This window comes from Neptuniibacter sp. QD48_11 (assembly GCF_047778095.1).
Classification (GTDB): domain Bacteria; phylum Pseudomonadota; class Gammaproteobacteria; order Pseudomonadales; family Balneatricaceae; genus Neptuniibacter.
Map to the genome: position 1 here is coordinate 2,553,536 of NZ_CP180551.1, position 23,595 is coordinate 2,577,130.

General features: G+C 43.4%; 26 protein-coding genes and 1 riboswitch. Of the genes, 10 read left to right on the forward strand and 16 right to left on the reverse strand.

Annotated features, from left to right (window positions below):
- Positions 1-84 precede the first annotated feature (84 nt).
- Positions 85-308, reverse strand: a riboswitch (cobalamin riboswitch).
- A 187-nt stretch (positions 309-495) separates the two neighbouring features.
- Positions 496-1,191 carry a hypothetical protein gene (locus ACMXYU_RS11840; RefSeq protein ID WP_415898832.1) on the forward strand — a complete coding sequence of 232 codons (696 nt, stop codon included), beginning with the start codon at positions 496-498 and terminating at the stop codon, positions 1,189-1,191.
- Between the two features lie 50 nt (positions 1,192-1,241).
- On the forward strand, positions 1,242-1,652 hold the full coding sequence (locus ACMXYU_RS11845; protein WP_415898833.1) for an STAS/SEC14 domain-containing protein: 411 nt from the start codon (positions 1,242-1,244) through the stop codon (positions 1,650-1,652).
- Between the two features lie 57 nt (positions 1,653-1,709).
- Here ACMXYU_RS11845 and ACMXYU_RS11850 read toward each other — a convergent pair whose 3' ends face one another.
- From ACMXYU_RS11850 to ACMXYU_RS11860, 3 genes are all read right to left on the reverse strand, one after another.
- Positions 1,710-1,931, reverse strand: a complete 222-nt coding sequence (locus ACMXYU_RS11850; protein WP_415898834.1) for a hypothetical protein — start codon at positions 1,929-1,931, stop codon at positions 1,710-1,712.
- 124 nt (positions 1,932-2,055) lie between these two features.
- A complete protein-coding gene (locus ACMXYU_RS11855; RefSeq protein ID WP_415884641.1) occupies positions 2,056-3,429 on the reverse strand; it encodes an alanine/glycine:cation symporter family protein in 1,374 nt (457 codons plus the stop codon).
- Positions 3,430-3,914: 485 nt separating this feature from the next.
- Complete coding sequence (locus ACMXYU_RS11860) at positions 3,915-4,409, reverse strand: Lrp/AsnC ligand binding domain-containing protein (RefSeq protein WP_415883856.1); 495 nt, start codon at positions 4,407-4,409, stop codon at positions 3,915-3,917.
- 140 nt (positions 4,410-4,549) lie between these two features.
- Between ACMXYU_RS11860 and ACMXYU_RS11865 the strand changes: the two genes are divergently transcribed.
- From ACMXYU_RS11865 to ACMXYU_RS11880, 4 genes are all read left to right on the forward strand, one after another.
- The gene (locus ACMXYU_RS11865) at positions 4,550-5,806 is read left to right on the forward strand and encodes a D-amino acid dehydrogenase (RefSeq protein ID WP_415883855.1); all 1,257 of its coding nucleotides are present in this window, start codon (positions 4,550-4,552) and stop codon (positions 5,804-5,806) included.
- A gap of 86 nt (positions 5,807-5,892) precedes the next feature.
- Positions 5,893-6,273, forward strand: coding sequence for a Rid family detoxifying hydrolase (locus ACMXYU_RS11870; RefSeq protein WP_415898835.1), 381 nt, complete (start codon positions 5,893-5,895; stop codon positions 6,271-6,273).
- A gap of 44 nt (positions 6,274-6,317) precedes the next feature.
- Positions 6,318-7,394 carry an alanine racemase gene (gene alr, locus ACMXYU_RS11875; RefSeq protein WP_415898836.1) on the forward strand — a complete coding sequence of 359 codons (1,077 nt, stop codon included), beginning with the start codon at positions 6,318-6,320 and terminating at the stop codon, positions 7,392-7,394.
- A 7-nt stretch (positions 7,395-7,401) separates the two neighbouring features.
- Positions 7,402-7,749 carry a RidA family protein gene (locus ACMXYU_RS11880; protein WP_415883852.1) on the forward strand — a complete coding sequence of 116 codons (348 nt, stop codon included), beginning with the start codon at positions 7,402-7,404 and terminating at the stop codon, positions 7,747-7,749.
- A 96-nt stretch (positions 7,750-7,845) separates the two neighbouring features.
- On the opposite strand, the gene ACMXYU_RS11885 is transcribed toward ACMXYU_RS11880, so the two are convergent.
- Both ACMXYU_RS11885 and ACMXYU_RS11890 read right to left on the reverse strand, forming a co-directional pair.
- Positions 7,846-9,225, reverse strand: a complete 1,380-nt coding sequence (locus ACMXYU_RS11885; RefSeq protein WP_415898837.1) for a class II fumarate hydratase — start codon at positions 9,223-9,225, stop codon at positions 7,846-7,848.
- Positions 9,226-9,255: 30 nt separating this feature from the next.
- The gene (locus ACMXYU_RS11890) at positions 9,256-9,630 is read right to left on the reverse strand and encodes a hypothetical protein (protein WP_415898838.1); all 375 of its coding nucleotides are present in this window, start codon (positions 9,628-9,630) and stop codon (positions 9,256-9,258) included.
- A gap of 154 nt (positions 9,631-9,784) precedes the next feature.
- On the opposite strand from ACMXYU_RS11890, the gene ACMXYU_RS11895 reads away from it, so the two are divergent.
- The 3 genes from ACMXYU_RS11895 to ACMXYU_RS11905 all read left to right on the forward strand — a co-directional run bounded on the left by ACMXYU_RS11895 (position 9,785) and on the right by ACMXYU_RS11905 (position 11,187).
- On the forward strand, positions 9,785-10,036 hold the full coding sequence (locus ACMXYU_RS11895) for a type B 50S ribosomal protein L31 (RefSeq protein ID WP_415890608.1): 252 nt from the start codon (positions 9,785-9,787) through the stop codon (positions 10,034-10,036).
- A gap of 17 nt (positions 10,037-10,053) precedes the next feature.
- Complete coding sequence (gene ykgO / locus ACMXYU_RS11900) at positions 10,054-10,197, forward strand: type B 50S ribosomal protein L36 (RefSeq protein ID WP_415885360.1); 144 nt, start codon at positions 10,054-10,056, stop codon at positions 10,195-10,197.
- 78 nt (positions 10,198-10,275) lie between these two features.
- Entirely contained in the window at positions 10,276-11,187 is a 912-nt protein-coding gene (locus ACMXYU_RS11905) for a substrate-binding periplasmic protein (RefSeq protein WP_415898839.1), read from the forward strand.
- 336 nt (positions 11,188-11,523) lie between these two features.
- On the opposite strand, the gene ACMXYU_RS11910 is transcribed toward ACMXYU_RS11905, so the two are convergent.
- From ACMXYU_RS11910 to ACMXYU_RS11925, 4 genes are all read right to left on the reverse strand, one after another.
- Complete coding sequence (locus ACMXYU_RS11910) at positions 11,524-11,979, reverse strand: DUF6515 family protein (RefSeq protein ID WP_415898840.1); 456 nt, start codon at positions 11,977-11,979, stop codon at positions 11,524-11,526.
- Positions 11,980-12,113: 134 nt separating this feature from the next.
- The gene (locus tag ACMXYU_RS11915) at positions 12,114-12,806 is read right to left on the reverse strand and encodes a hypothetical protein (protein ID WP_415898841.1); all 693 of its coding nucleotides are present in this window, start codon (positions 12,804-12,806) and stop codon (positions 12,114-12,116) included.
- Between the two features lie 66 nt (positions 12,807-12,872).
- Positions 12,873-13,499, reverse strand: coding sequence for a response regulator transcription factor (locus tag ACMXYU_RS11920; protein WP_415898842.1), 627 nt, complete (start codon positions 13,497-13,499; stop codon positions 12,873-12,875).
- A 6-nt stretch (positions 13,500-13,505) separates the two neighbouring features.
- Positions 13,506-14,846 carry an ATP-binding protein gene (locus ACMXYU_RS11925; RefSeq protein ID WP_415898843.1) on the reverse strand — a complete coding sequence of 447 codons (1,341 nt, stop codon included), beginning with the start codon at positions 14,844-14,846 and terminating at the stop codon, positions 13,506-13,508.
- A gap of 474 nt (positions 14,847-15,320) precedes the next feature.
- On the opposite strand from ACMXYU_RS11925, the gene ACMXYU_RS11930 reads away from it, so the two are divergent.
- Entirely contained in the window at positions 15,321-15,632 is a 312-nt protein-coding gene (locus tag ACMXYU_RS11930) for a hypothetical protein (protein ID WP_415898844.1), read from the forward strand.
- On the opposite strand, the gene ACMXYU_RS11935 is transcribed toward ACMXYU_RS11930, so the two are convergent.
- The 7 genes from ACMXYU_RS11935 to ACMXYU_RS11965 form a co-directional block, all read right to left on the reverse strand.
- Complete coding sequence (locus ACMXYU_RS11935; protein ID WP_415898845.1) at positions 15,629-16,435, reverse strand: hypothetical protein; 807 nt, start codon at positions 16,433-16,435, stop codon at positions 15,629-15,631. The two genes, ACMXYU_RS11930 and ACMXYU_RS11935, sit on opposite strands and share 4 nt — an antisense overlap.
- 240 nt (positions 16,436-16,675) lie before the next feature.
- Entirely contained in the window at positions 16,676-17,320 is a 645-nt protein-coding gene (locus tag ACMXYU_RS11940) for a hypothetical protein (protein WP_415898846.1), read from the reverse strand.
- A 34-nt stretch (positions 17,321-17,354) separates the two neighbouring features.
- Positions 17,355-17,921, reverse strand: coding sequence for a dCTP deaminase (dcd, locus tag ACMXYU_RS11945; protein WP_415885367.1), 567 nt, complete (start codon positions 17,919-17,921; stop codon positions 17,355-17,357).
- Positions 17,922-18,061: 140 nt separating this feature from the next.
- A complete protein-coding gene (locus tag ACMXYU_RS11950; protein WP_415881890.1) occupies positions 18,062-18,241 on the reverse strand; it encodes a hypothetical protein in 180 nt (59 codons plus the stop codon).
- Positions 18,242-18,470: 229 nt separating this feature from the next.
- The gene (gene apbC / locus ACMXYU_RS11955; RefSeq protein ID WP_415898847.1) at positions 18,471-19,565 is read right to left on the reverse strand and encodes an iron-sulfur cluster carrier protein ApbC; all 1,095 of its coding nucleotides are present in this window, start codon (positions 19,563-19,565) and stop codon (positions 18,471-18,473) included.
- Positions 19,566-19,768: 203 nt separating this feature from the next.
- Positions 19,769-23,221 (reverse strand): acyl-[ACP]--phospholipid O-acyltransferase, encoded by a 3,453-nt coding sequence (locus tag ACMXYU_RS11960; protein ID WP_415898848.1) that lies wholly within the window; start codon positions 23,219-23,221, stop codon positions 19,769-19,771.
- The gene (locus ACMXYU_RS11965) at positions 23,205-23,582 is read right to left on the reverse strand and encodes a hypothetical protein (RefSeq protein WP_415898849.1); all 378 of its coding nucleotides are present in this window, start codon (positions 23,580-23,582) and stop codon (positions 23,205-23,207) included. The genes ACMXYU_RS11960 and ACMXYU_RS11965 overlap by 17 nt, the downstream gene beginning before the upstream one ends.
- Positions 23,583-23,595: the final 13 nt, after the last annotated feature.

The window sequence follows — 23,595 nt, forward strand, 5'->3', positions numbered from 1 at the left end:
TCCAACATAAAATATTGTCGGAGTTGGGAGGATAAGTATGTTTAGACAAACCAAACAATTACTCGGTGAAGCCCTCCGCAACACCACGGTAAACACTCATTAGGCTGGTATCCGGACTCATCAGCGAAGAACTTAACCTTCAATCAACTTACCTTCCCATATCCAAGATACAGTGGCATAAAAGCTGATATAACCAATTTACCGTTGCGGGGGCAGTGTTGGGATCGCCATTGAATCCTGACTCATAAGCTCACCAACTTCCCGGGCTATCAAAATTGCTACCCGTGACCTCATTTGGGCATCAATTTCAGCCTGTACAAATGTACGACCTAATAAGCGCACAACTCTACCCGCCATACCCCTCATTTGCAATTGAGTTCTATTCCAGTGGTCATGAATAACGTAAATATTTAAATCCCAACTACACTAGGGATTAAGCACCTTCTTTTCGGAACTAAAAATAAGAACGCCAAGCATTAAAGAGGGCTCCACTATATGTTTGCTCATAAACCCTTCTCTCTCATTGCTCTAGCCGCTTTGCTTACTTCCTTATCTTTACAAACACAAGCTGACTGGTACGCCAGTTTTTCTACCGAGTACCAGCCCGAAGCCCAAAGTGGCCACTATGCTTACAAACCTTTACTGCAATTCACTGAAGGCAATTTTGGTACTTACCTAGAGTACGTATATGTTCCAAGGAATGGGCTGGATAATGGTCAAAATCTAACTTGGCAAGTTGAATACACATGGCAGCTAAATGAAAACAGCATTTTTAAACTAGTTCATGAATTTGACCGTGCTATAGATAGTGACACCAATAGCGCCGAGCTCACTCCCATGTACTACACCACGTTTGATAATGGCTTAAAGGCAGGATTTGAACTGGAGATCGATTACTACCTCGATGGTGATTTTGATATCTATGAGATCGAGATTGAACCCACACTAAAATGGAGCCGAAACCTAGGCGAAGGCAAACTCAACCTGGAGTTAGAAGCCCCAACAATGCGTCTATATAGCAGCGATGATTCGATTAAGGATTTTGAATTCGAAGAGGTACTCCCTATTATCGGCTACGATCACCCTCTTTCTAAAAACTTAACCCTACATACCCTGCTAGAACTTCCTTACGACCTTCAGGAAGATGATTTCGACACCATAATCACAATTGGGCTTGGAGTTACCTTCTAGCCCTATTTGCCTTTATAATCCGTTTTTTTGATCTGGATAAGGCATCTTCCATGCTCTATGTACTTCCTGAAACAACAGGCGACATCATCGTCCTGCAAGCGAATGATACTCTGACAGCAAGCGATTACACCGAAACATTCCTACCGCTGTTTGAGCATGTAAAGAACACCCACCCTGAAGTTCGCCTGCTGATCACTTTTGCTCCAGATTTTTCAGGCTTTGAAGCCGGTGCATTATGGGAAGATCTAAAATTCGGCTCAGAACACGCCAATGATTTTTACCGTATAGCAATCGTTGGTGATCCTAAATGGACCGAATGGATGACTAAGGTAGGCGACCTGCTAACCCAAGGTGAAATGCGCCACTATAGAATGACTCAACTACTTGAAGCACTTCGTTGGATTAACGATGAAGATGAAGACGATGAGGAAGAAGAAACACTTTACCCTTTCGGCGGATAACGAAGCAGCTTGAACAATAAGGGCCATCTCATAACGGCCCTTTTTTAAGCTTAAGAACTAGTGCACCGTCAGCATGCCACTAGAAACCATTTGCGAATACAGAGCATCGCGCAGCTCTTGCGGCATATCGACAAAGTCCAGATTCCCGTACAGGAACACCTCTTCTAAATCTATTTCGATCACTTGGGTATCAGGCGCTACCTCAGCTTGAGGTTCGGCATCGTCTAATCCAGAGGCTTTTATAATTTTATATATGGTTTTACCGTCTTTCTTTTCCATCTTGGCCTCACTTACTACATAGAACTACTCACACAGTATACGCCCATAGGGCAAAAGCCAAACGCTATAAAGCAAAAGACCGGGCAATGCCCGGTCTTTTTAGTTACAAAATAAAGAGCCTGACTTATTTTGTTTCTAACGATGAAGCCACTTGTGCTTCAAAGTATTCGCGAGTCAACTTGAATACAACTGGGCTCAATAGCGCCAGAGCAATCAAGTTTGGAATAGCCATCATCGCGTTTAGTGTATCTGCTAGTAGCCATACGAAATCCAAGCTAATCATCGTGCCTACAGGTACAGCAATGATCCATAGGATGCGGAAAGGCATAATTACTTTCACACCAAATAGGTATTCAGCACAACGCTCGCCATAAACACTCCAACCTAGAATTGTAGTGAAAGCAAAGATCGCTAGAGAGATAGCAACAATGTAGTTACCTACACCCGGCAGGGCATCAGCGAAAGCGGCAGATGTTAGTGCTGCGCCTGATACACCGTCAGTCCATACACCAGAAGTGATGATAACCAAACCAGTGATAGAACAGATGATAATTGTATCTAGGAATGTACCTAGCATTGCGATTAGACCCTGACGAACTGGATCCTTAGTTTGAGATGCAGCGTGAGCAATCGGAGCGGAACCAAGACCAGCTTCGTTAGAGAATACACCACGTGCCACACCGAACTGGATCGCAGCCCAAACAGCAGCACCTGCGAAACCACCTTCAGCAGCGTGCTCAGTAAATGCATAAGTAAAGATAAGATCTAGAGCAGCAGGGATCGCATCAACGTTAATTGTTAGAACAACTAGACCTGCAACAAGGTAGCTGATTGCCATCAATGGCACCAGAGCACCCGCAACCGCACCGATACGCTTAATACCACCCAGCAATACAGCTGCAGTAAGTACCATTAGGATTACACCAGTCACCCATGCTGGCATCTGGAAGTTTGCTTCTAGAACATCAGCTACAGAGTTAGACTGTACAGTGTTACCAATACCGAAGCCTGCAATCGTACCGAAGACCGCGAAAGTCGTACCCATCCAAGCCCATTTTTTACCTAGGCCATTTTTGATGTAGTACATTGGACCACCAACGTGGTTGCCATTCTCATCAACCTCACGGTATTTAACCGCCAATACAGCCTCAGAGAACTTAGTCGCCATACCTACTAGCGCAGTACACCACATCCAGAACAGAGCACCCGGGCCACCTAGGAATACAGCCGTAGCAACACCGGCAATATTACCAGTACCTACCGTTGCAGACATTGCTGTCATCAAGGCTTGGAAAGGTGAGATTTCACCGGAGCCTTTTTCGGACTCAGCCGTATTTCGGCCGCTCCACATTAATTTAAAACCAGTGCCCAATTTTAAAATTGGCATTAGTCTCAAACCTAGCTGTAGGAATAAACCTACACCTAAAATTAGTACCAGCATCATTGGACCCCAAACGATGCCGTTAACCGCACTTATAAATCCGGTCAATGCTTCCATCATGATTCCTCTATATTGTTTTTTTCTACGAGGGAAAATAACTGCTCTGTTATTTTTAATTTTCAGTTCGCTAATTCCCAAAGGCGTTAGCGATTTCTTAAACACAGCAACCTGCTCTTATTCTTTTCGCAGCGAGACGGGGCTTAGTGTGCTCGCCTGGCTCTTTGATACAGAGGAGATGTATACACACCTGGCCAAAGATCAAACAACCTTATCCTGCCAAGGGTAAGTAGCCCAGCAGCCCCCGCCTCCATGCTACGAATAGAACTGCGCACTACGATATTAGAAAGAAGCCAGAAAATGGCTTTGAATTAAAAAAATATTCAGTGATAAAAACTGCTTAATTGAATATTTGCAGTGGAATAAACTAAAAAAGAGACAAGAAGGGCTATCAGGGCCGTATACCCATAGAAAACGGCATAAAAAAAGGTGCAAATCAGATCACTGATATTGCACCTTCTTTAAGAGGTTACGAAAAACTTAAGTTAACGATTAACATTAAACTTAATTGGCAGCTCCAGTGTTTCTCTTACCTCTTCCATCACGATATAACTCTTAGAGTTCTTAACTCCTGGAAGAGTCAAAAGCATATCACCCAATAAAGCACGGTATTCAGACATGTCATTAATACGCGCCTTTAGAAGGTAGTCTGCATCACCCGAAACTAGGTGGCACTCCAATATATAAGGCAGCTGTTCAACCGCCTTATTAAACGTCTGGAATGCATCTGGTGTTTGATAAGAGAGAGATATCTCTACAAATACCAACATATTGTATTCAAGCAACTGTGGGTTTAAGCGGGCATAGTATCCTTCTATATACCCTTCTTTTTCCAATCGCTTCACACGCTCTATGCAGGGCGTCGAACTTAAGCCGACTTTCTCTGCAAGATCAACGTAACTAATTCGCCCATCGTTTTGCAAAGTACGCAAAATGCTTACATCTAAGCGATCTAGCGTACGCTTCTTACTATTTGTCATGCATTGATATCCACTATGAAAGTAAAATATGCAGGTTATTATTCTGTATTATAGCCAAACTTTAGCGCCTTACACTGGCAAAAACCAAATAAACTAGTGTTTTCTCATTAACATAAAAAATACGAAAATGAGGTCACATTATGCAGGTACTGGTTTTAGGTGCAGGAGTGGTTGGCGTAACGAGCGCTTGGTATTTAGCCAAGGCTGGCCATAAGGTAACTATAATCGATCGACAGGTCGATGTCGCGTTAGAAACAAGCTACGCCAACGCTGGCCAGATCTCTCCTGGCTACTCTGCTCCTTGGGCCGGACCCGGTATTCCCCTAAAAGCTGTTAAGTGGCTAATGCAAGATTTAGCTCCATTTATGATCAGCGGACGCGATGTTGATACCCAAACACTCGCGTGGATGACCAAAATGTTATCCAACTGCACAGAAAGCGCTTACCACACTAATAAAGCCCGCATGGTTCGCCTAGCTGAATACAGCCGTGATTGCTTTATCGATCTGCGCAATGAATTAAATATAGACTACGACCAGCGCACTAAAGGTACCTTGCAAGTGTTTAGAACAGATAAACAGATGCAAGATGCCCAGAAAGATATCTCTGTTCTAGAAGAGAGCGGCGTAGATTTCCAAAGCTTAGATCGCGATGGCTGTATCGAATATGAACCTGCCCTCGCGAATGTTAAGGAAAAAATCGTAGGTGGCCTTCGCTTACCAGGTGATGAAACAGGCGATTGCTTCAAGTTCACCAACGCCTTGGCTGATGAGTGTAAAAAGATGGGTGTCGAATTCATTATGAAAACCGACATTCTGAATATAAACACTGAAGGCGATCAGGTTGTAAGCGTTTCCACTTCGCGCGGCACCATGACAGCCGATTCTTATCTTGTTGCACTAGGCAGCTACTCTACCCCTGTGCTGTCTAAGATCGGTCTAAAAGTGCCTGTATACCCAATAAAAGGTTACTCACTAACCTTGCCGATCATTGACGAAAGCAAAGCACCAACATCCACAGTGATGGATGAAACTTACAAAGTTGCGGTGACCCGTTTTGATGATCGTATCCGTGTTGGCGGTACTGCCGAGATCGCGTCCTACAACAAAGAGCTGGAAGAGAAGCGTAAAGCCAATGTGGAATTTGTGGTTAACGATCTATTCCCGGGCGGCGGCTGCACAGAGAATGCTGAATTCTGGACAGGCTTACGCCCAATGACACCGGACGGCACACCAATTTTAGGTGAGACTCAATTTGAGAACCTATTCCTTAATACGGGTCACGGCACACTAGGCTGGACCATGTCGCTAGGCTCGGGCAAATACGTGTCTGACATCATCAGCAACACCGCTCCAGATATTGACAAAGAAGGCCTATCGCTAGCGCGCTACGCCTAAATACTTATCACCCTATAACAACTATTTTCGGAGAACCGGCTGCTCCCACTGTCCGGTATCTCCTTTTTTATTACAGGAATAAAATCATGCAGAAAGTTACAGTTTGCACAGACAAAGCACCTGCTGCGATTGGCACTTATTCACAAGCAGTTAAAGCGGGTAACACTGTTTATATCTCTGGCCAGATCCCGTTGAACCCAGCAACAATGGAGATGGTAACTGAGTCATTTGAAAGCCAAGCGGTTCAAGTTTTCGAAAACCTTAAAGCTGTTGCAGAGGCTGCTGGCGGTAACTTAAACGACTTCGTAAAGATCACTGTTTTGCTTTCCGACCTAGAATATTTCGCGCAAGTTAATGAAATCATGGCGAAATACTTTGAAGCCCCTTATCCTGCTCGCGCAGCTTATGCAGTAAAAGCGTTACCAAAAGACGCTGACATAGAAATTGAAGCTGTTATGGTTGTATAAAACCAACCAAACGAAACTATCTGAACCAACAGTCCGGAGTGAGTATGGCTAGAGCAGCCACAGCAACCATTAACTTAGATGCTATTCGACATAACTATCGCTTAGCTAAATCCGCAGCCCCAGATCAAGGAGCATTAGCCATTATCAAGGCTGATGCCTACGGTCACGGCGCAGTTAAAGTTGCACAGGCCCTAGAAGATGAAGCCGATGGTTTTGGTGTTGCATGTATTGAAGAAGCAATAGAGCTTCGCGAAGCGGGCATCAACAAACCAATCCTTCTATTAGAAGGCTTCTTCTCAGCCGATGAACTGAACTATATCTCTGATAAAGAGCTATGGTGCGCTATTCATAGCGTGGAACAGATCGATATTCTGGCTAAAGCTGACATAGATAAACCTATTAACGCTTGGCTAAAAATGGATAGTGGCATGCACCGCTTAGGTGTGAAGCCAGAAGATTACGCTGCTGCGTTTGAAAAACTGTCTCAGCTAGATCAGGTCAAAGAGGTAGTTCTGATGAGCCACTTCTCATCTGCTGACGAACCTGAGCTTTCAGCCACCAATGAACAGATCCAACGCTTTGATGCAGTAGCCGCAACTCTCGATGCAGCGGTTAGCTTAGCAAACTCTGCAGGCACGCTCGCACATGAAGATGCCCGCAGAGATTGGCAGCGTCCCGGCATTATGCTGTACGGCGCAACGCCATTTGCTGAGTCACAACCACTGGCCGATCAACTGCAACCAGCGATGACCCTAAGCTCTGAAGTGATCGCAGTGCGTGAGCTTGAGGTGGGCGAACCCGTTGGCTACAGCCAAACCTGGAGATGCAGCCGCCCAAGTAAGATCGGCACAGTTGCGATCGGTTATGCCGATGGTTATCCACGTCATGCTAAAAGTGGCACACCAGTTTTAGTCGATGGACATAAAACGCAAATCGTTGGTCGCGTTTCGATGGATATGCTGGCAGTAGATCTGACAGATATCCCGACGGCTAATGTCGGCAGCCATGTGGAACTGTGGGGAGAAAACCTTCCTGCGACTGATATAGCCAAGTGCAGCGATACTATCCCTTACACCCTATTTACCGGCATTACCCGCCGCGTACATAAGAAATATATTTGAGAACACAATGAGTATTGAACGTATTGAATCTACTGATCGCATGAGCCGTATTGTTAAGCACAACGGTACCGTTTACCTATGCGGTCAAACTGCTGGCGAAGCACAATGGGATATTGCAGAACAAACACAACGCTGCCTAGATAAGGTTGATGACCTACTTGCTAAAGCTGGCAGCAGCCGTAATCAAATCCTTTCTGTAACCGTTTATATCCGAGACATGAAAGACTTCGCAGCAATGAACGCTGTATGGGATGCATGGGTTGCTGACGTAGAAAAACCAGCACGTGCATGTGTTGAAGCGCGAATGGCCCGCCCAGAAATTCTAGTAGAGCTATCTGTTACGGCGGCTTACTAATACGCCATAAAAAAGGGGATCAAATGATCCCCAAAATTCGCCAGAAAACTCTACTCCAGCTACTACTTTTTTATTTTCGATCTACTTAACTGTTATCTATAAACCGCCTTGGGTTAACTTGGCTGGATCGAGTAATTTCTGTAACTCTTCAACCGATAGATCTGTGTTTTCTGCCGCGACTTCGACAACAGGTCGTCCCTCGTTATAAGCCTGCTTCGCAATCTCAGCTGCTTTCATATAGCCAATAATAGGGTTTAGGGCTGTCACCAAGATTGGGTTGCGAGACAGCGCATTGTTTAGCTGTTCTTCATTCACCTTGAAGCTGGCAATTGCTTTATCCGCTAGTAGACGACTTACGTTGCTTAGCAGCTTGATGCTGCTCAGCAAATTACTCGCCACTAGAGGTAACATAACATTCAACTCGAAGTTGCCAGACTGACCCGCTACGGTAATAGCAGCATCGTTACCAATTACCTGAGCTGACACCATCGCTGCTGCTTCTGGAATAACGGGATTCACTTTACCCGGCATGATGGAAGAGCCAGGCTGAAGCGCTTCCAATTCGATCTCCCCTAAACCAGCTAGAGGACCAGAGTTCATCCAACGTAGGTCATTAGCGATTTTCATCACGGAAACAGCCGTCGCTTTCAATTGACCAGACAGTGCAACCGCGACATCTTGTGAAGCGATATGCGCAAAGAAATCATCTGCTGGCGTAAATTCCACACCGGTAAGTTGGCTTAGCTCAGCATTAAAGTTTTTAGCAAACTCAGGATGGGCATTAATACCGGTACCTACAGCAGTGCCGCCCTGTGCAAGACTCTGCAAAGTTGGCTGAATCTGTTTTAGATGATGAATATTTTGCTTAATTTGAGTCGCCCAACCATTAAGTGGCTGACTCATCCGAACCGGCATCGCATCCATCAGGTGAGTACGCCCCGTCTTCACAAAACCATCAACGGCTGCAGCTTTATCTTCAATCGCTTTCTGTAGATATTCCAACGCCGGCAACAGCTGCTCTGATAGTTCAACTGCGGCACTGATATGAATACTGGAAGGGATAATGTCGTTACTACTTTGACCACAGTTGATGTGATCGTTTGCACTTACATTGTCGCCATAAATATCTGAGGCAATTGCAGCCAATACTTCGTTAGCATTCATATTGGAGCTTGTACCAGAACCTGTCTGGAACACATCTACCGGGAAGTGACGCATCAGGTCATCTTCATTTAGCAATTGCTCAACCGCTTGAGCAATCGCACTACCCATCTTCTCTGGAATTTGATCCAGCGTGACATTGGCTTTCGCTGCCGCAGCTTTCGCTTGTAACAAAGCGCGAATAAATGCCTCTGGCATCGGCTGACCACTCACAGGAAAGTTATTCACCGCACGCTGCGTTTGGGCTGCATACAAAGCATCAACAGGTACTTCTAGCTCACCCATACTGTCTTTAGCTATACGTGTCTTACTCATCTTATTTATCCTTATTTTTCCTGACTGTGGTTAACGGCTTAGACCTGAGAGTACGTAATGGCAGGTCATGTTCAGCTCATACTTAAGCTTGCATAGGTAAGCCTGCCCATCTTGATTATTTGCAAACAGCCGCGCCAATTGGCCAAGAGGCTTATTGATGTTATCTAGGCAGCAACAACGCCAATGACTAGGTATGAGTTCATCCGCTACCGTATCTAACAATAGACGGAACTGACGTTCATAGTGCTGCTTCAGCGATTCCATACTCTTCTGCCGGCATGTATCTATATCCAAGTAATGACTGATCAAACTTGGATTGTCCGGTTCTTTTGCAAAACGTATCTGCTTCTGGACATGTTGCAGATAGTCGTTAATTGGCGAATCAAACTGAGCTGTTAGCGACATAAAAACAACCAAATCTAAATGATAATTACTATCACTATACATTAGATTTATTTCTCTTCAAGACAGACGCAGTAATAAATTAAAGAAAATGAGATTGAAAATGATTCTCAATAATATATTATGTTATGTCATAACACTTAAGAGATAGACAAAAATGAAAAAAGGTATTCACCCTGATTATGACTACGTTATCTTCCGCGACACTAGCTGTGGACAAGATTTTCGTATCCGCTCAACTGTTAAATCATCTCAAACTGTTGTTTGGGAGGATGGCAATACTTACCCGCTTGTCACACTAGATATCTCTAGTGCATCGCACCCTGTTTATACCGGTGAGAAACGTCAGGCGAAATCTGAAGGCCGTATTGCACAGTTCAATAAACGTTTCGGCAAACATGCTCGCTGAGTTAATAAGGAGCCCCCATGCAAGTATTAAGCTCTTTAAAAACAGCTAAAAACCGTCATCCTGATTGTCAGGTGGTAAAGCGTCGCGGCAAGCTTTACGTGATCTGTAAATCTAACCCGCGCTTTAAAGCCCGCCAAGGCAGTGCTAAAAAGAAACGCTAACCTCGAGTTAGCGTTTCTTGTGTATCTAGATCAAGCTAACTATCTTTTTAAGGAACCCCTTAAAAAATAGATGGTTAAATGATCGTTCGCTGTGCGCTTCTATTAATAGCCCTGTTTTTATCTAATCCTCTCTTCGCTGCTGGCCTGCCTGTTGTAAAGTACATGATTGACGGACAACAGATGCAGTTTAAAGGTCAAAAAGTAGCTGAAGGAGGCGGCTATGTTTTTAACCCACTCGCTGATAAATCCGTTGTTATCTCCACGACGAACTGGCCACCCTATATCAGTGACGAGTCCTGCAGCAAAGGCTGGGCGTTCGACCTAGCGATTTCAGTACTCACTAGCCGCGGTTATAAAGTCACCATCAAATTTTTACCTTGGTCTCGCGCAGTGATGACCGTGGAAAGCGGTTGGGCTGATATTCTCTATCCTGAATATTTCATTGAAGATTCAGCCCCCTCAGATCACTTCAAAAACACCTTTAGAAAAAGTCTAGTCGTGCTATCCAACCCTTTCCCTGGTGGAAATATCTCATTAATGAAGCGACGCGGGGAGCCAAAACTATTTTTTGGTGATCTTCAGCACTTAAGCGGAACGAAAATAGGCGTGGTCAGAGGTTATCAAAACTCCCCTGAATTTGATGCAATGATGGACGAAGGACTATTTGAAGTATTTGAAGCTAACAATGATCTACAGCTGGTAAAGCTTCTCTTGGCGAAGCGTGTAGATCTCATTCTTGGAGACCCAAAAGTATTTCGCTACTCGGTAGCCACATCGAATCTACCCTTTCATATCAAACAACAGGCAAATGAGGTCATGGAAGAGATTGTGCCTGCTGTCAGCTATAACCCACTCCATTTTGCGGTTAGTCGTCAAAATACAAACTGGGAGCAACTCTTAAAGGATATCAATGAAGGATTAAATGAACTACAAGCCAATGGCGAATTGGAGCACTTAATCAATCGAGAATCAGACTGCAGCGATCGATAGAACAAAAGAATGGCATTATAGTTAAGAGAACCTTGTTTACTACTCAGAAAGAAGACAGATCCATAGCAAACAGCTAGTCATAACGTTTTAGCGTTTATTTATGACTTAAAACTACAAACTGAATCCTCTTAAATTTCTATTAAACCCCAAAAAAATTTAAAGTATACGCACGCAAAGCATATCAATTTAGGCAGACCTATTAACAAGCTTAACTCTTCTCAATTCCATGTTGAAAACAACGTCTAAATGAATGAAAACCAGCAGCTAAGGCAGTCTATTTTGAACAAAAAAATTGATCTTGAATAGCTAGTTATAAACGAAATCCTTTTATAAATATTACTGTAATTGATAAACAGTCGATCCATTCATCACAACAGCTTTGTAGACTTGGGCTCCGCATTCGAAAAACATCGAGTTACCCAATGTTTTAGATATACACCCCGCTGGTAGAGCATTTAAGATCCCAGCCGGTTGAACCACAACGTAACTGACCTGCCCCGGGACTTGCTGATAGATAACACCATTACAGTTTTGGTAAGCAATACCCGAAATAATTTGTGTATAACAACCACCTGGCAGTACATTAACTTGTTGCGCATCTCGAGCATCATCTCGACGATCCATTCTTCGTGCTGTTCTTCTGGCAGCTTGGCGTGCTTCGTCATTATCATCCCAATCAGCCTGAGCAGATCCGCCTAAATTTACCCCATCAACATTTGCATCTATCACAGGTAACGCTGCGGTAAACACAGTAGCTGTTAGAGCAATTACAAGATAACTTTTGATGTTCATGATCTTTCTCCAACTCAGTAAATGATTAAGTTAGAAAAATGATAATTGTTGAAGAGGAGTGGGGATATACCGGAAAGTATATACAACGGCCAGCACCGCTGACCGTTATAGAGTTTAATATGCTCTTAAGATCGTTATTCAACCATATTGGCTTTCTTTCGTAACTTTAAAAGGTTCTCTTGAAATCGATCAGCCCACATTTGTAAAAGTGCATCTATATCGTGAAAATCACGCTGATCCCCCGACCAAGTTTCAACGTCACCTTCTAATCTATCCTCAATTGAGAGCAACATTTGATCAGAGGCTCCATCATATAAATCCAGCCTGATTCCCGCGACAAAGATAGTCTCTTCGTTTCCGGCAATACCGTTATAAGCTTCCTTTCCTGCCTTATAGATCAAACGAATAGGGATAAAATCTCTGGCAGTCATTCCAGGTTCAAGACGCTGAGCATCCAGTAAAGTCACCTTCACATTCAATTTTTCTCCAACGTTGAGTACCGACTTTCCAGAAGAGTTTGAGGTTTGAATGTAATTCAATTTTTGGTTTATAAGTTTAGGAAAGAAATTTTGAACCTTAGATATGTCATCTGCTGTCACACCCACAAATTCGCCTCTTCGATCCACCTCAACACCCACAACCTCTATCTGGTAGTAGCCAGCAAGTTGCTCTTCCGTCACCTGTGGGTGTCGCCAAATTTTAGCTGTATCTACCCATGGATGCGGTTTATACATTCCTTCAGAAGAAGGCTTAGATTGCTGTACACCGCAACCAGCTAGAGCCAAAAGACATAAAGGTAAAAGCAAAAGCCTTTTATTAATGTGCATCAGAAAATCCACTTATCAAATAAACCTACTTAAGATTTGTAAATCGTTACCTAGAAAAACCAATGATTAACGATCTTCTAGCAGTCCTGCGACGAGTAACAAGCGCATTAACTGGGCCACACTTCTTACGCCCAATTTATGCATTACTCTAGAGCGATGAATCTCAACTGTACCTTGAGCAATCCCAAGATCGATAGCAATCACTTTATTAGCGCAGCCCTGAGCGACAAGGTGCATTATCTCTTTTTCTCTTGCCGTCAGTGAATCTAAGCGCTGCTGTACTAAAGATTTCTCAGCTAGCTCTTCTCTAGATTGCTGATCACTTAGAATCGCTTGCTCGATTTTCTCTAGTAACTTCGCTTCTCGGAAAGGCTTTTCAAGAAAATCCAAAGCGCCTTTTTGAATACACTCTACCGCCATTTCAACATCACCATGACCAGTGATAAAGATAATTGGGATCAGAGCCTTTCGTTTGATCAATGCATCTTGCAAAGCAAGTCCGCTCATACCCGGCATTCGGATATCTAAAACCAAACATCCAGGCTGCTCAGCATCAAAAGCATCGAGAAAACTAGTCGCATCGATAAAGTCACGCACCTCGTAACCATCGGATTCAGCCATCATGCGAATCATATCCCTAAGCGTGGCATCATCGTCGACTACAAACACTGTACCTTTCTGATTTTCTGTCATAGCGCTCTACTCAACTTCCTTTTCTTCAACAACGGGTAAACGGATAATAAACTCCGCTCCTTTTAGCGAATGGTTCCCGGCTGTCAACTTACCTTTAGCCGCTTCAATTAAGTTTCTACAAATAACTAGCCCTAATCCCAAACCACTTTCCTTGGTGGTTCTAAAGGGTTCAAACAAGTGCGCTTGTATTTCTGTATCAAAACCCGGGCCATTATCTAGTACGGATAAGCAGATATGCCCATCTTCCTTATACAGGGTCAACTCAATTCTGGCATCCGCTTGATTCTCTAACACCTCTACAGCATTGTTAATCAGGTTGACCAACACTTGTTGCATCTGCGTTCGGCTCATTTGAATCCAAGCCGTTTCTGTCTGATTAAATTCCACTTCAACACCAGCTTGCAACGCTCGATGGGACATAATATCCATACTCTCTTGGATAACGTCGGTGAAATTAATGATGTCTTCTTTGGCTGGCTCTCGACGGATAAAAGACCGTGTACGCTGAATAATTTTGGCGGATCGTTCTGCTTCATCGCCAATTTTAGTAAGACATTCAAGTAATTTTGGATCAGCCTTACCCTGCTTACTTAAGCGCAAGGCGATATCAGAGTATCCCATAATGCCAGCTAGAGGTTGATTCAGTTCATGAGCTAACCCAGTAGCCAGCTGGCCCATAGTGCCCACTCGCTCTAAATGCACAATTTGGCTTTCAGCTTCCTGTCTTTGATTAATCTCATGAAGCCTAGCTCTATTTTCCTCTTCTATACGCTGGATCAACTGGTTAAATGCATCGGCGAGTTCATCTAGCTCATCCTCTTGTTCATTCTGAGTTCGATCTAGATTCAAAACAGGTTGATCAGTCCCCTCTTGCTGCTGCTTCATAAAGTTGATCATCCTCAAAAGGTGTTGACCGACAAGACTGCGAAAAAGGATAAACATAAAGAAAACAACAAATGCTGTTTTAAAACCATTTTTGATAAGAATGATATAGAGCTGACCAAGCATATGACTGAAGATTGCGTCGATACTAACGACTAACTCTATAGTCCCAAGTTGTTTCTCTTCACGCTGGATATTTATGGGGTAGCTTCTGGAATTTATAGATTCATTGGCAACATACTCCAAACGCTCACCATCAGCCAAATGCAGTTTATTGGCATCTACAAATTCTAACTGATTGATCCCCTGAAGCAGCTTATGCAGCTGTGCCCTATCATCTTTCCAGATTGATTCTGCAATCGCTGGAGACATGGTTGTTTCAATAAATTGCGGTACTTGATCCAACTTACGAGTCAGTTGACGAAATTCAAAGCCAAACTGAATAGCCGTGAGAATTAATGTCACTAAGGAGCTAAACAGTACCACCCGTAGGACAAGCTTTCGGCCCAACTTATATTGAAAAAATCCTATTTCTGAATTCTTTACCACGACTTTGACTCTACTTTTGCAAACCCCATATGGGTATATGCATATTTTCGGTTTAGATCCTATTTCCTACTATAAAAATAAATATTAAGCAGAGGGAACCTGCGAATAAGTCTCATACTTTCTCAGTGGGTTATAAAACGACCAGATACGCGAAAGCCAGCGCAGTGAAATGTCTAGACCTTTTCAAGTTAGCTGACAAAGTAGATGGTCGTTTTAGACCCCACCCTCTGGGGCTTGCAGAGCAACTGAATCACTTTGTTAATGATTTTCGACAGGCAACCAGCATGCCTGTAATCATTGCCTCGTGCTTCAATTGCTCTGTAAGCCTGTACCCATGGGGCATAGCAAAGTCGTATAGGACTTGTTCGCAGGTTCCCAAGGATCAGTCTTGTGAAAATAGCATTGTCTACCCAGCAGATAGCCCCTGTCTATCCCAGCAAACCCGTACATGCTGAGAACAGGCATATTAGTATTCCGGAAAAAAGAGAGAACGCAGAATTCAAGGCTGTTTTACTTAATGCTCATCAAGTAACACAAGGAAAAGAACTTGTGGAGATATATCGTCATGTCACCGAACGGGCATCGGAACTGAACAACGGAGAGGCAAAACCAAGCGAGTTAGAGATTTACCAGTATGATGGTAAGCGCGAACTAAATATCAAACATCATTCAGCCGCGCATAGATTACATATAACAGTCTAATGGAGGGTTGGCGGCTCTTTAGGTTCATCTGGAACGATGATATGGCCACTACTATCAAGTACTAATACACCATGTTCTACACCTAACTCCAACATCTGCTGTAGCATCATCTGAGTAAGGTGAGCGCTAATGATCAAGCCTGCTGGTGGATCACCTTCGAACAGATCTTCGTCGATTAGATCTTCTGGTCGAAGCCCCAATAACAACGGGTTTTCTGCAACTAAGGGTGCTATCTCTTCAGGAGCAAAGACAGAGTAATCAGAGGAGATGTCTAGCGCTTGTTGATAGGCATCTTTATTACGGGAGTTTTCCTGCAAGGCATCTAAAAATGCTGATTCCGCTGCAGAAAAAATGCCGGATAGTTTACTCGCACCACCTAAAGCGATATTTCGAGTAGCAACCTCAGAAGTGCTGTAGTCCACATCGATTGAGTATTGGGAGTCTTGATTCAACTCCTCTTCGTCTACCAAGACATTTCCCTCTTCATCAATATCAAGCCACTCTCGCTCAACAGCAACAGCTAACAATCCCTCTAACGCTGCCGCTAAAATATTGCAGCAAATAATGACTCCGACAGAAGGGTTTTCGCTTTCTTGACGATTCATGATCAGATCACCTGCGCGTGCAGCAAGTAAGGTCGGATCTTGTTCGATGATCTCAGCTAGCCTATCCGCTTCAATAAATAGCACCTCATGACACAAACGTTCTGCTGTAAGGTAAGGTTCTGAACAACCGTTTGCCTGCATTCGTGACACATATTCTGCACGTACATCTTCCAGCAAGGCTGTCAGTAATCCACTCATAAGGCACCTGATTTATAAATTAATTTGCAAGATTAGCATTTAACACTAAGGTTACTATGACAATGGTCGATTGTTACTAAGGAAGCAACAAAAAAACTTAAGGAAATCAAAAAATGCGCGCATGGAAACAAGGCTCTGACAAACCGACCGAAGAGGAAGAAGGCAGTATCTACATTTTGTCGGACAATTAGAGCAAAGAAAGCAGCCTGTCATATTGGGTAGTTATCGACAGGCTTTCTTCTAGTGAAGCGTCATACCTATAGGTGCAACACCTTTCTTAACCTCATCAAAACGCTCACGCAGATCAACTAGCTTAGTTAAACCGTAGTCCTCTGGCGACTTTGGCAGTTCAAACCAATCCAATGCCCAAACACGCGTCATCAGCTCATACTCACCGATCAAGGCATCTAGGTAGATCATCACGGCTTCAACTCGTGGATCCATATCCAGAACTTTAGGCGCATCTTCCAAATAGATTTCTAAATGCAGACGCTTTTCCACAATGACTATACGGAACCAAAAATCCGACAGCTCACAAAACTCTTCGCCAATATTGATCGTCAGTGGTACTGGGTCATAACGATTATTAAACGCTTTGAACTCAATACCCGATAGGTCTGGCGCAGCACCAATCAGGCTCAATACTGACTGAATAGACTCAGGAAAGCCGTCACAACCGAATACCATTTCGATTGCTCCATCCTGATCTTCATCACTTTGAAAATGAAACGTCAGGTTACGATCAATTTTCTGCAACTGCTCGCGATACTGAGTTAATAGAGGCTCAGCATCAAAACGGTCGTCACTACGGCTAGACAGCAACTGCTCAATTGTATCCTGCAGTTGCTCCCAGAACGAGCTTATCTGTTTTCGATCTAAAATCATTAGCGGGTGTGCTTATTACTTCGTGCGGTAAATCTTATGTGCGTGGTACAACAACACCTGTTTGACCTTGATATTTACCATCTCGGTCTTTGTATGATGTCTCACAGACTTCATCACCTTGAAGGAATAACATCTGTGCAACACCTTCATTGGCATAAATTTTTGCAGGTAGTGGCGTAGTATTAGAGAACTCTAACGTTACATGGCCTTCCCACTCAGGCTCTAAAGGTGTGACGTTCACGATGATACCACAACGAGCGTAAGTGCTTTTACCTAGGCAGATAGTTAAGACATCACGTGGGATTTTGAAATACTCAACAGTGCGCGCTAGCGCGAAAGAGTTAGGCGGGATTATGCAAACATCCGATTGGATATCAACAAAGCTGCCCTCATCAAAGTCTTTAGGGTCAACAATCGATGAATTGATGTTGGTAAAGACCTTAAATTCATTTGCACAACGAACATCATAACCATAACTGGAAGTACCATAAGATACGATGCGTGAGCCATCCACTTCGCGAACCTGACCAGGCTCAAACGGTGAAATCATATCTTTCTCTTCCGCCATACGACGAATCCAGCTATCTGCTTTAATGCCCATATTGGCTTTCCATCCGGGTGATAATTTCGAGCCGGCAATTGTACCTTTTTTACGCATAAGGAACAAAAAAAACGGCCTCAATTGAGGCCGTTTTTGATTGAAGGGGGGATTCAATTCAATTTTTATAGGTTTTACTATTTCTAGTTGAGAAGATTAGCAGTCTTCTCATATTGCTCAGCTAACCAAAACTCTGCTGCAGTTTGTCCTTCGTCACGCAGTGTATTTGCCTGACGACGAAGCTCTGCAGCCATCTCACGCCGAGTTAAAGCAGAGGGTTTTGGCTTCATCATTTTTATATTTGCAGTTGCTCTATAATCCATCGTTCATCCCTTTACTTATTTTTATAGTGTTTGTTATTTATACAACTTGAACCTTAAATTGTAGACCCCTTTACTGAATCCACCTAAATAAATGTTCAATATTTGATCAAAATCAATTTATAGATCAAGTATGAAAACGATGTTACACGACCAAACTAAAAAGGAACGCCAGAAACAAATAAAGCCCTATTAAGGGCTTTATTAAGAGTAAAAGAGCGATCAGTATTGCTTAATCATCTTCAACGATAATAGAAGGCACGCGGATATCATTTTCAGCGTTATGCTTTGCCAGTCTCGCAGCAAGCGTACGCGCAACCGTACGATAGATCTGCGCATGTTCACCTTCAGGGTCTGCAGCAACCGTAGGCGCACCTGAGTCAGCTTGTTTACGAATAGTCAGTGCTAAAGGTAACTTCCCTAACAATTCTGTGTCGTAAAGTTCAGCAATTTCAGCTCCACCGCCATCACCAAAAATAGCTTCAGTATGACCGCACTGGCTACAAATATGAGTGCTCATATTTTCCACAACGCCTAACACATTGATATCGACCTTACGGAACATCTCGATACCTTTTTTGGCATCAAGCAAAGCAATGTCTTGCGGTGTTGTAACGATAACGGCACCAGAAACAGGCACCTTTTGCGACAGTGTTAATTGAATATCACCTGTACCCGGCGGCATATCGATAAATAGATAATCAAGATCCTGCCAACGCGTCTGTGTTAACAATTGCTGAAGTGCGCCTGCGGCCATAGGGCCACGCCAAACCATAGCGGTGTTATCTTCGATCAGATAACTCATGGACATAGATTGAAGGCCATGGGCTTCTACAGGGTTAAATGTCTTTTCATCATAAGGCTGCGGACGAACGCCTTCTGCAACACCGAGCATCATACCTTGGCTAGGGCCATAGATATCAGCATCCAGAACACCGACTTTAGCCCCCTCTGCAGCCATTGCTAGCGCCAAGTTAACCGTAGTCGTTGATTTACCAACACCACCTTTACCTGAGGCAACCGCAATAACGTTTTTCACGCCTTCCATCACTGGAATGCTATTTTGGCTAGGGCTCGCCGATATGTTGTGACCAACAATTACATCGCATTTATCTAAACCATCAATCTCTAATAATTTAGCCTGCAGATCCGCTTGCAGTTTCGAAGCAACACCTTTAGATGGATAGCTTAATACTAGCTCTACGCTAGCTGATGATCCTTCTGCTTTAATTGCATTTACAAAACCAGCAGATACCAGATCTGTTGCTGCAACCTCATCCTGATACCGACCTAAAACTTGGTTAATTTGCGCTTCAATATTTGACACTTTTATACCGCCTAAAAATTTCTTACTTAACTCGGAAGAAGCCTAATGCGATGCTTTTTGATAATAACCGAGTAATTTAGTGGGAATAATGCATTTTAATACTTGGGCTGTCCAGACTTTTCCCTGCTACGCCTCCCTTCTTTAGAAGTAAGAAAGGAGACGCTTTCCATAAATACCTATAAACAACATCGAGAATATTTACACTAGGCCGCACATTGTTCTGCCAGTGTTTTCGCACTACAAAAATCTGTTTTACCGCTACCAAGCACTGGTACTTCGGGTACTGCATAAATTTCTGAAGGAAGCGTTAATGGAGGCATCCCCCCTTCTATTAACTGATTTCTCATTTCAGAAGCATCATGCTCACCCTCAACTAGCAAAATAACTTTTTCACCTTTCTTAGCATCAGCCAAATTCACTGCCACTAATGGCAATTCAGGTGCATTCAGCAACTCTCTAACTTGGCCTTCGATAGAGGTTAAGCTCACCATTTCTCCGCCAATTTTGGCAAAGCGACTATAACGATCAACAATAGTCAGGAAGCCGTCTTCATCAACATGACCTTTGTCGCCACTTCGGTACCAGCGCAGGCCATCCATCTCGATGACTGCAGCTTCGGTCTTCTGTGGATTATTAAGATAACCTTGCATGATCTGAGTACCACCAATCAAGATCAAGCCATCTTCACCTGTTGGCAGTTCTTTAAGTGTATCAGGGTCAACAATACGAAACGTTGATCCAGGTAGCGCCATTCCGACTGTTCCCGGCTTATTACCTACCTGAACAGACCACCAATCCGTATCTAATGAATCAGGCAAGTTTGTACTGGCAACCGGTGTTGTTTCTGTCGAACCATAGCCTTCAACGACTGGTACATGGAATTTACTCTCAAATAGATCACGTACTTTCGGATCTAGCTTCTCAGCACCTGCAACCACAGTTCGCAGTGACTGAAACATCAATGGGTGAACACGTTTATTACGCGCGTAAATACGCATAAATGTTGACGTTGCACACATAAGCGTGGCTTTGTAGCGCGCTACTCCTTTACCAATTTTCACAGCATCGGTTGGATCTGGGTGGCACACAACCGGCATGTCTTCAATCAGTGGCATAAAGCAGGTCACAGTCAAACCAAATGCATGGAATAACGGCAAGGTTGCCATTATGCAGTCGTCATCTCGCACATTAAGAACATCTGCGGTCTGTCGTAGGTTAGCCATAATATTCCGATGGCTAAGCATAACGCCCTTCGGAGCGCCTTCACTGCCGGATGAAAACAAAATCGCTGCCGTATCTTCAAGCTGGGAGGGCTTGCATAACAGAGCCTGCAATATAAAGGTCGGGGCAACGCTAACGAAACCTAGTGTGAATATCGCCTCTGCTTTACTTATTTCAGCTTTAATATCTTCCATGTAAAGCACTCGACGGCCTTCAAATAAGCTATCTAGATCGATACCTCGCGCTTTAAGCTTTTTCACAAACTTTTTCGCCGTAACAATTGTTTGTACCTCAGCTTGCTCCAACGCGGACTGGATAGCTGGCATAGGGGCTGTGAAGTTAAGATTTACAACCGTTTTACCTGCCATCAATGAAGCAATATTCGCAATGGCACCGGCACTGGATGTTGGCACCAACAAACCTATATTTTTACCTTCAGTTCGGGCAATACGCTTTTTAAACAAAGCACAGGCGGTTAATAACTTGGTTTGACTAACCGGATCACCATCAACATCTGCAATAGCGTAACCTGAACGAAACGACTTCATACTACGAATAAAGGCTTGTGGGATTGTCTCCAAAGTCTGTGTGTATTGATCCCATGTATGAATCGACAGCTCGAAAACTTTTTTCTTCACTTCAGCAGCGGTACTACTGATAGGCATCTGGGCACCAAACGCCACAGTGACATCACGCTTTCCAGATTCGTTACGAATCACTTTCATTTTGTCGGTTGAGCGAGAGAAACGACTCCCCCACAAACCACGCATATAGAAAGGTACAATCACACCTTTAGCATCAACACAGGCTCTTTCAAAACCGCGCTTAAACTCACCTAACTGACCTAAGTGGCTAATAGCGCCTTCAGGGAAAAGACAAACTACTTCGCCAGCACTGATAAGTTCGCCTACCTGCTCCAATGCCTGACGGCTCTTACCCTTGGAGATAGGAATAACTTTATAGATATCCAAGAACCAACGTAGATACCAACGCTCATAGATACTACGCTCCATCACAAAGTGGATATGGCGTGGACAAGCCATCTGGATAATTGCCCAATCCAACCAACTGATATGGTTACCTAGTAAAAGCGTGCCTTTACCAGATTCAGGCAAATTTTCGAAACCTAAAACCTGAAGTTTGTACTTACGACGGAACAACATCATCACCAGAAGACGGATAAAAGCCTGTGGTAACGTAACAATCGCAAACACCGCTCCTGCAACACCAATTGCAGCCAGAAGGAATAACAGCCATACACCATCAACACTGTTCCAGGCGAAGATAACTGTCATCACAAGGAAACCAAGCATCATCAGGTTTTGAATAAAGTTACTACCTGCTAAAACACGCCCACTTTCTGATTCACTGGCATGAAACTGAATCAAAGCATTCAATGGCACACACATTAACGCGCCAAACAAACCAATTGCGAAAAATACAGCCGATTGCATCAACATAGTGTCAAGCTGAGGCAATAAGATTAAGCCTATGGCTACGCCGACAGCACCCACAGGGATTAAACCAACATTGATATAGTGTTTAGAAAAGCGGCCAACCAAGATTGAACCAAACAATATGCCCACCCCCGCAAGCGCCATAGTGCCTTGAATCACAAATGTATTGCTCTGTTGTAGATGCTCTTCTGCAAATGCAGGGAATACAGCCAACATAACTTGACTAATCGACCAGAACAGGGACAAGCCAATAATTGCAAGCCAGATCGGGCGCTTGCCTTGTAACAACTGAATGTTGTTTTTAAGCGTTTTTCCTTTTAGATAAGCCGATCTGTCAAACTTTGCTGTTTGATCAGTTTCACGTAACTGCGGTAATTGATAGGCAAGATAGAGCTCAATCAACGCACCCGCGACTAAGATCCAACCCAATGGCGCATTTTTAATAAGGCTCTGTTCTGGCGTAATTTCGGTTAAACCTGCTAAGCGCATCTCGAAAAGCAACGAGAACACGACAATTCCACTCAGAATAGCGATCATCGTAACCGCCTGAACCCACGCATTACCTTCACTTAGATTATTTGTCCCCACCATCTCTTTGATATAGCCATATTTAGCAGGTGAGTAGAAAGCACTTTGCAAAGCAAGAATAAAGGTCAGCGCAAATGCTGGGATAAACAAGCCCATGTAATAACAAGCGGTTATTAACAAGGTGATGCCAACCGCACCCCAAGCGGACAACCGCATGACGTTATTCTTAGGATATTTATCAGCAAAGAAACCAGAGGGGGTAAACAGCATAATAAATGGCAATAGAATTAAGCCATTCACAACTGCTGTCAGTAAGATTTGAAGATCACCATCATAGGCTTTGAACAGGGTATTTTGGATAACAATTTTATGCCCTAAATCCACAAATGCATTGATAAATGCAATGCAGATAAAGGCAATAAAGCCGGTTATTTTAAGTAAGTCTTTCATGTTGTTCTCCAACCCGCCCCTGCATGCTGTCTTGCAGAATACAGTAGACATCTGCTATATCATTTACTAACGGCTGACCTGAGCCAACTGAGATAGCAAAAATATATAGGATCCGCTTTCTAAAACTAGGAACTACAATATAAGTTGCAATATTTAATACTTTTGGTGAAAGTAACCGAAAATTCCTAACCGTATCTACTAAAAAAATTACTTTTATTGACATAACACTGCCTACCAAAGTACCACCATAAAATAATTGTATTAACCTTACTTTTAAAGGCAGAATAGATTCACATTGATATATTGAACGGTAAATAAAAATGATAACTTCGTTCATTAAATCTCTAACAATCATATACATAGCCTTCTGCTCA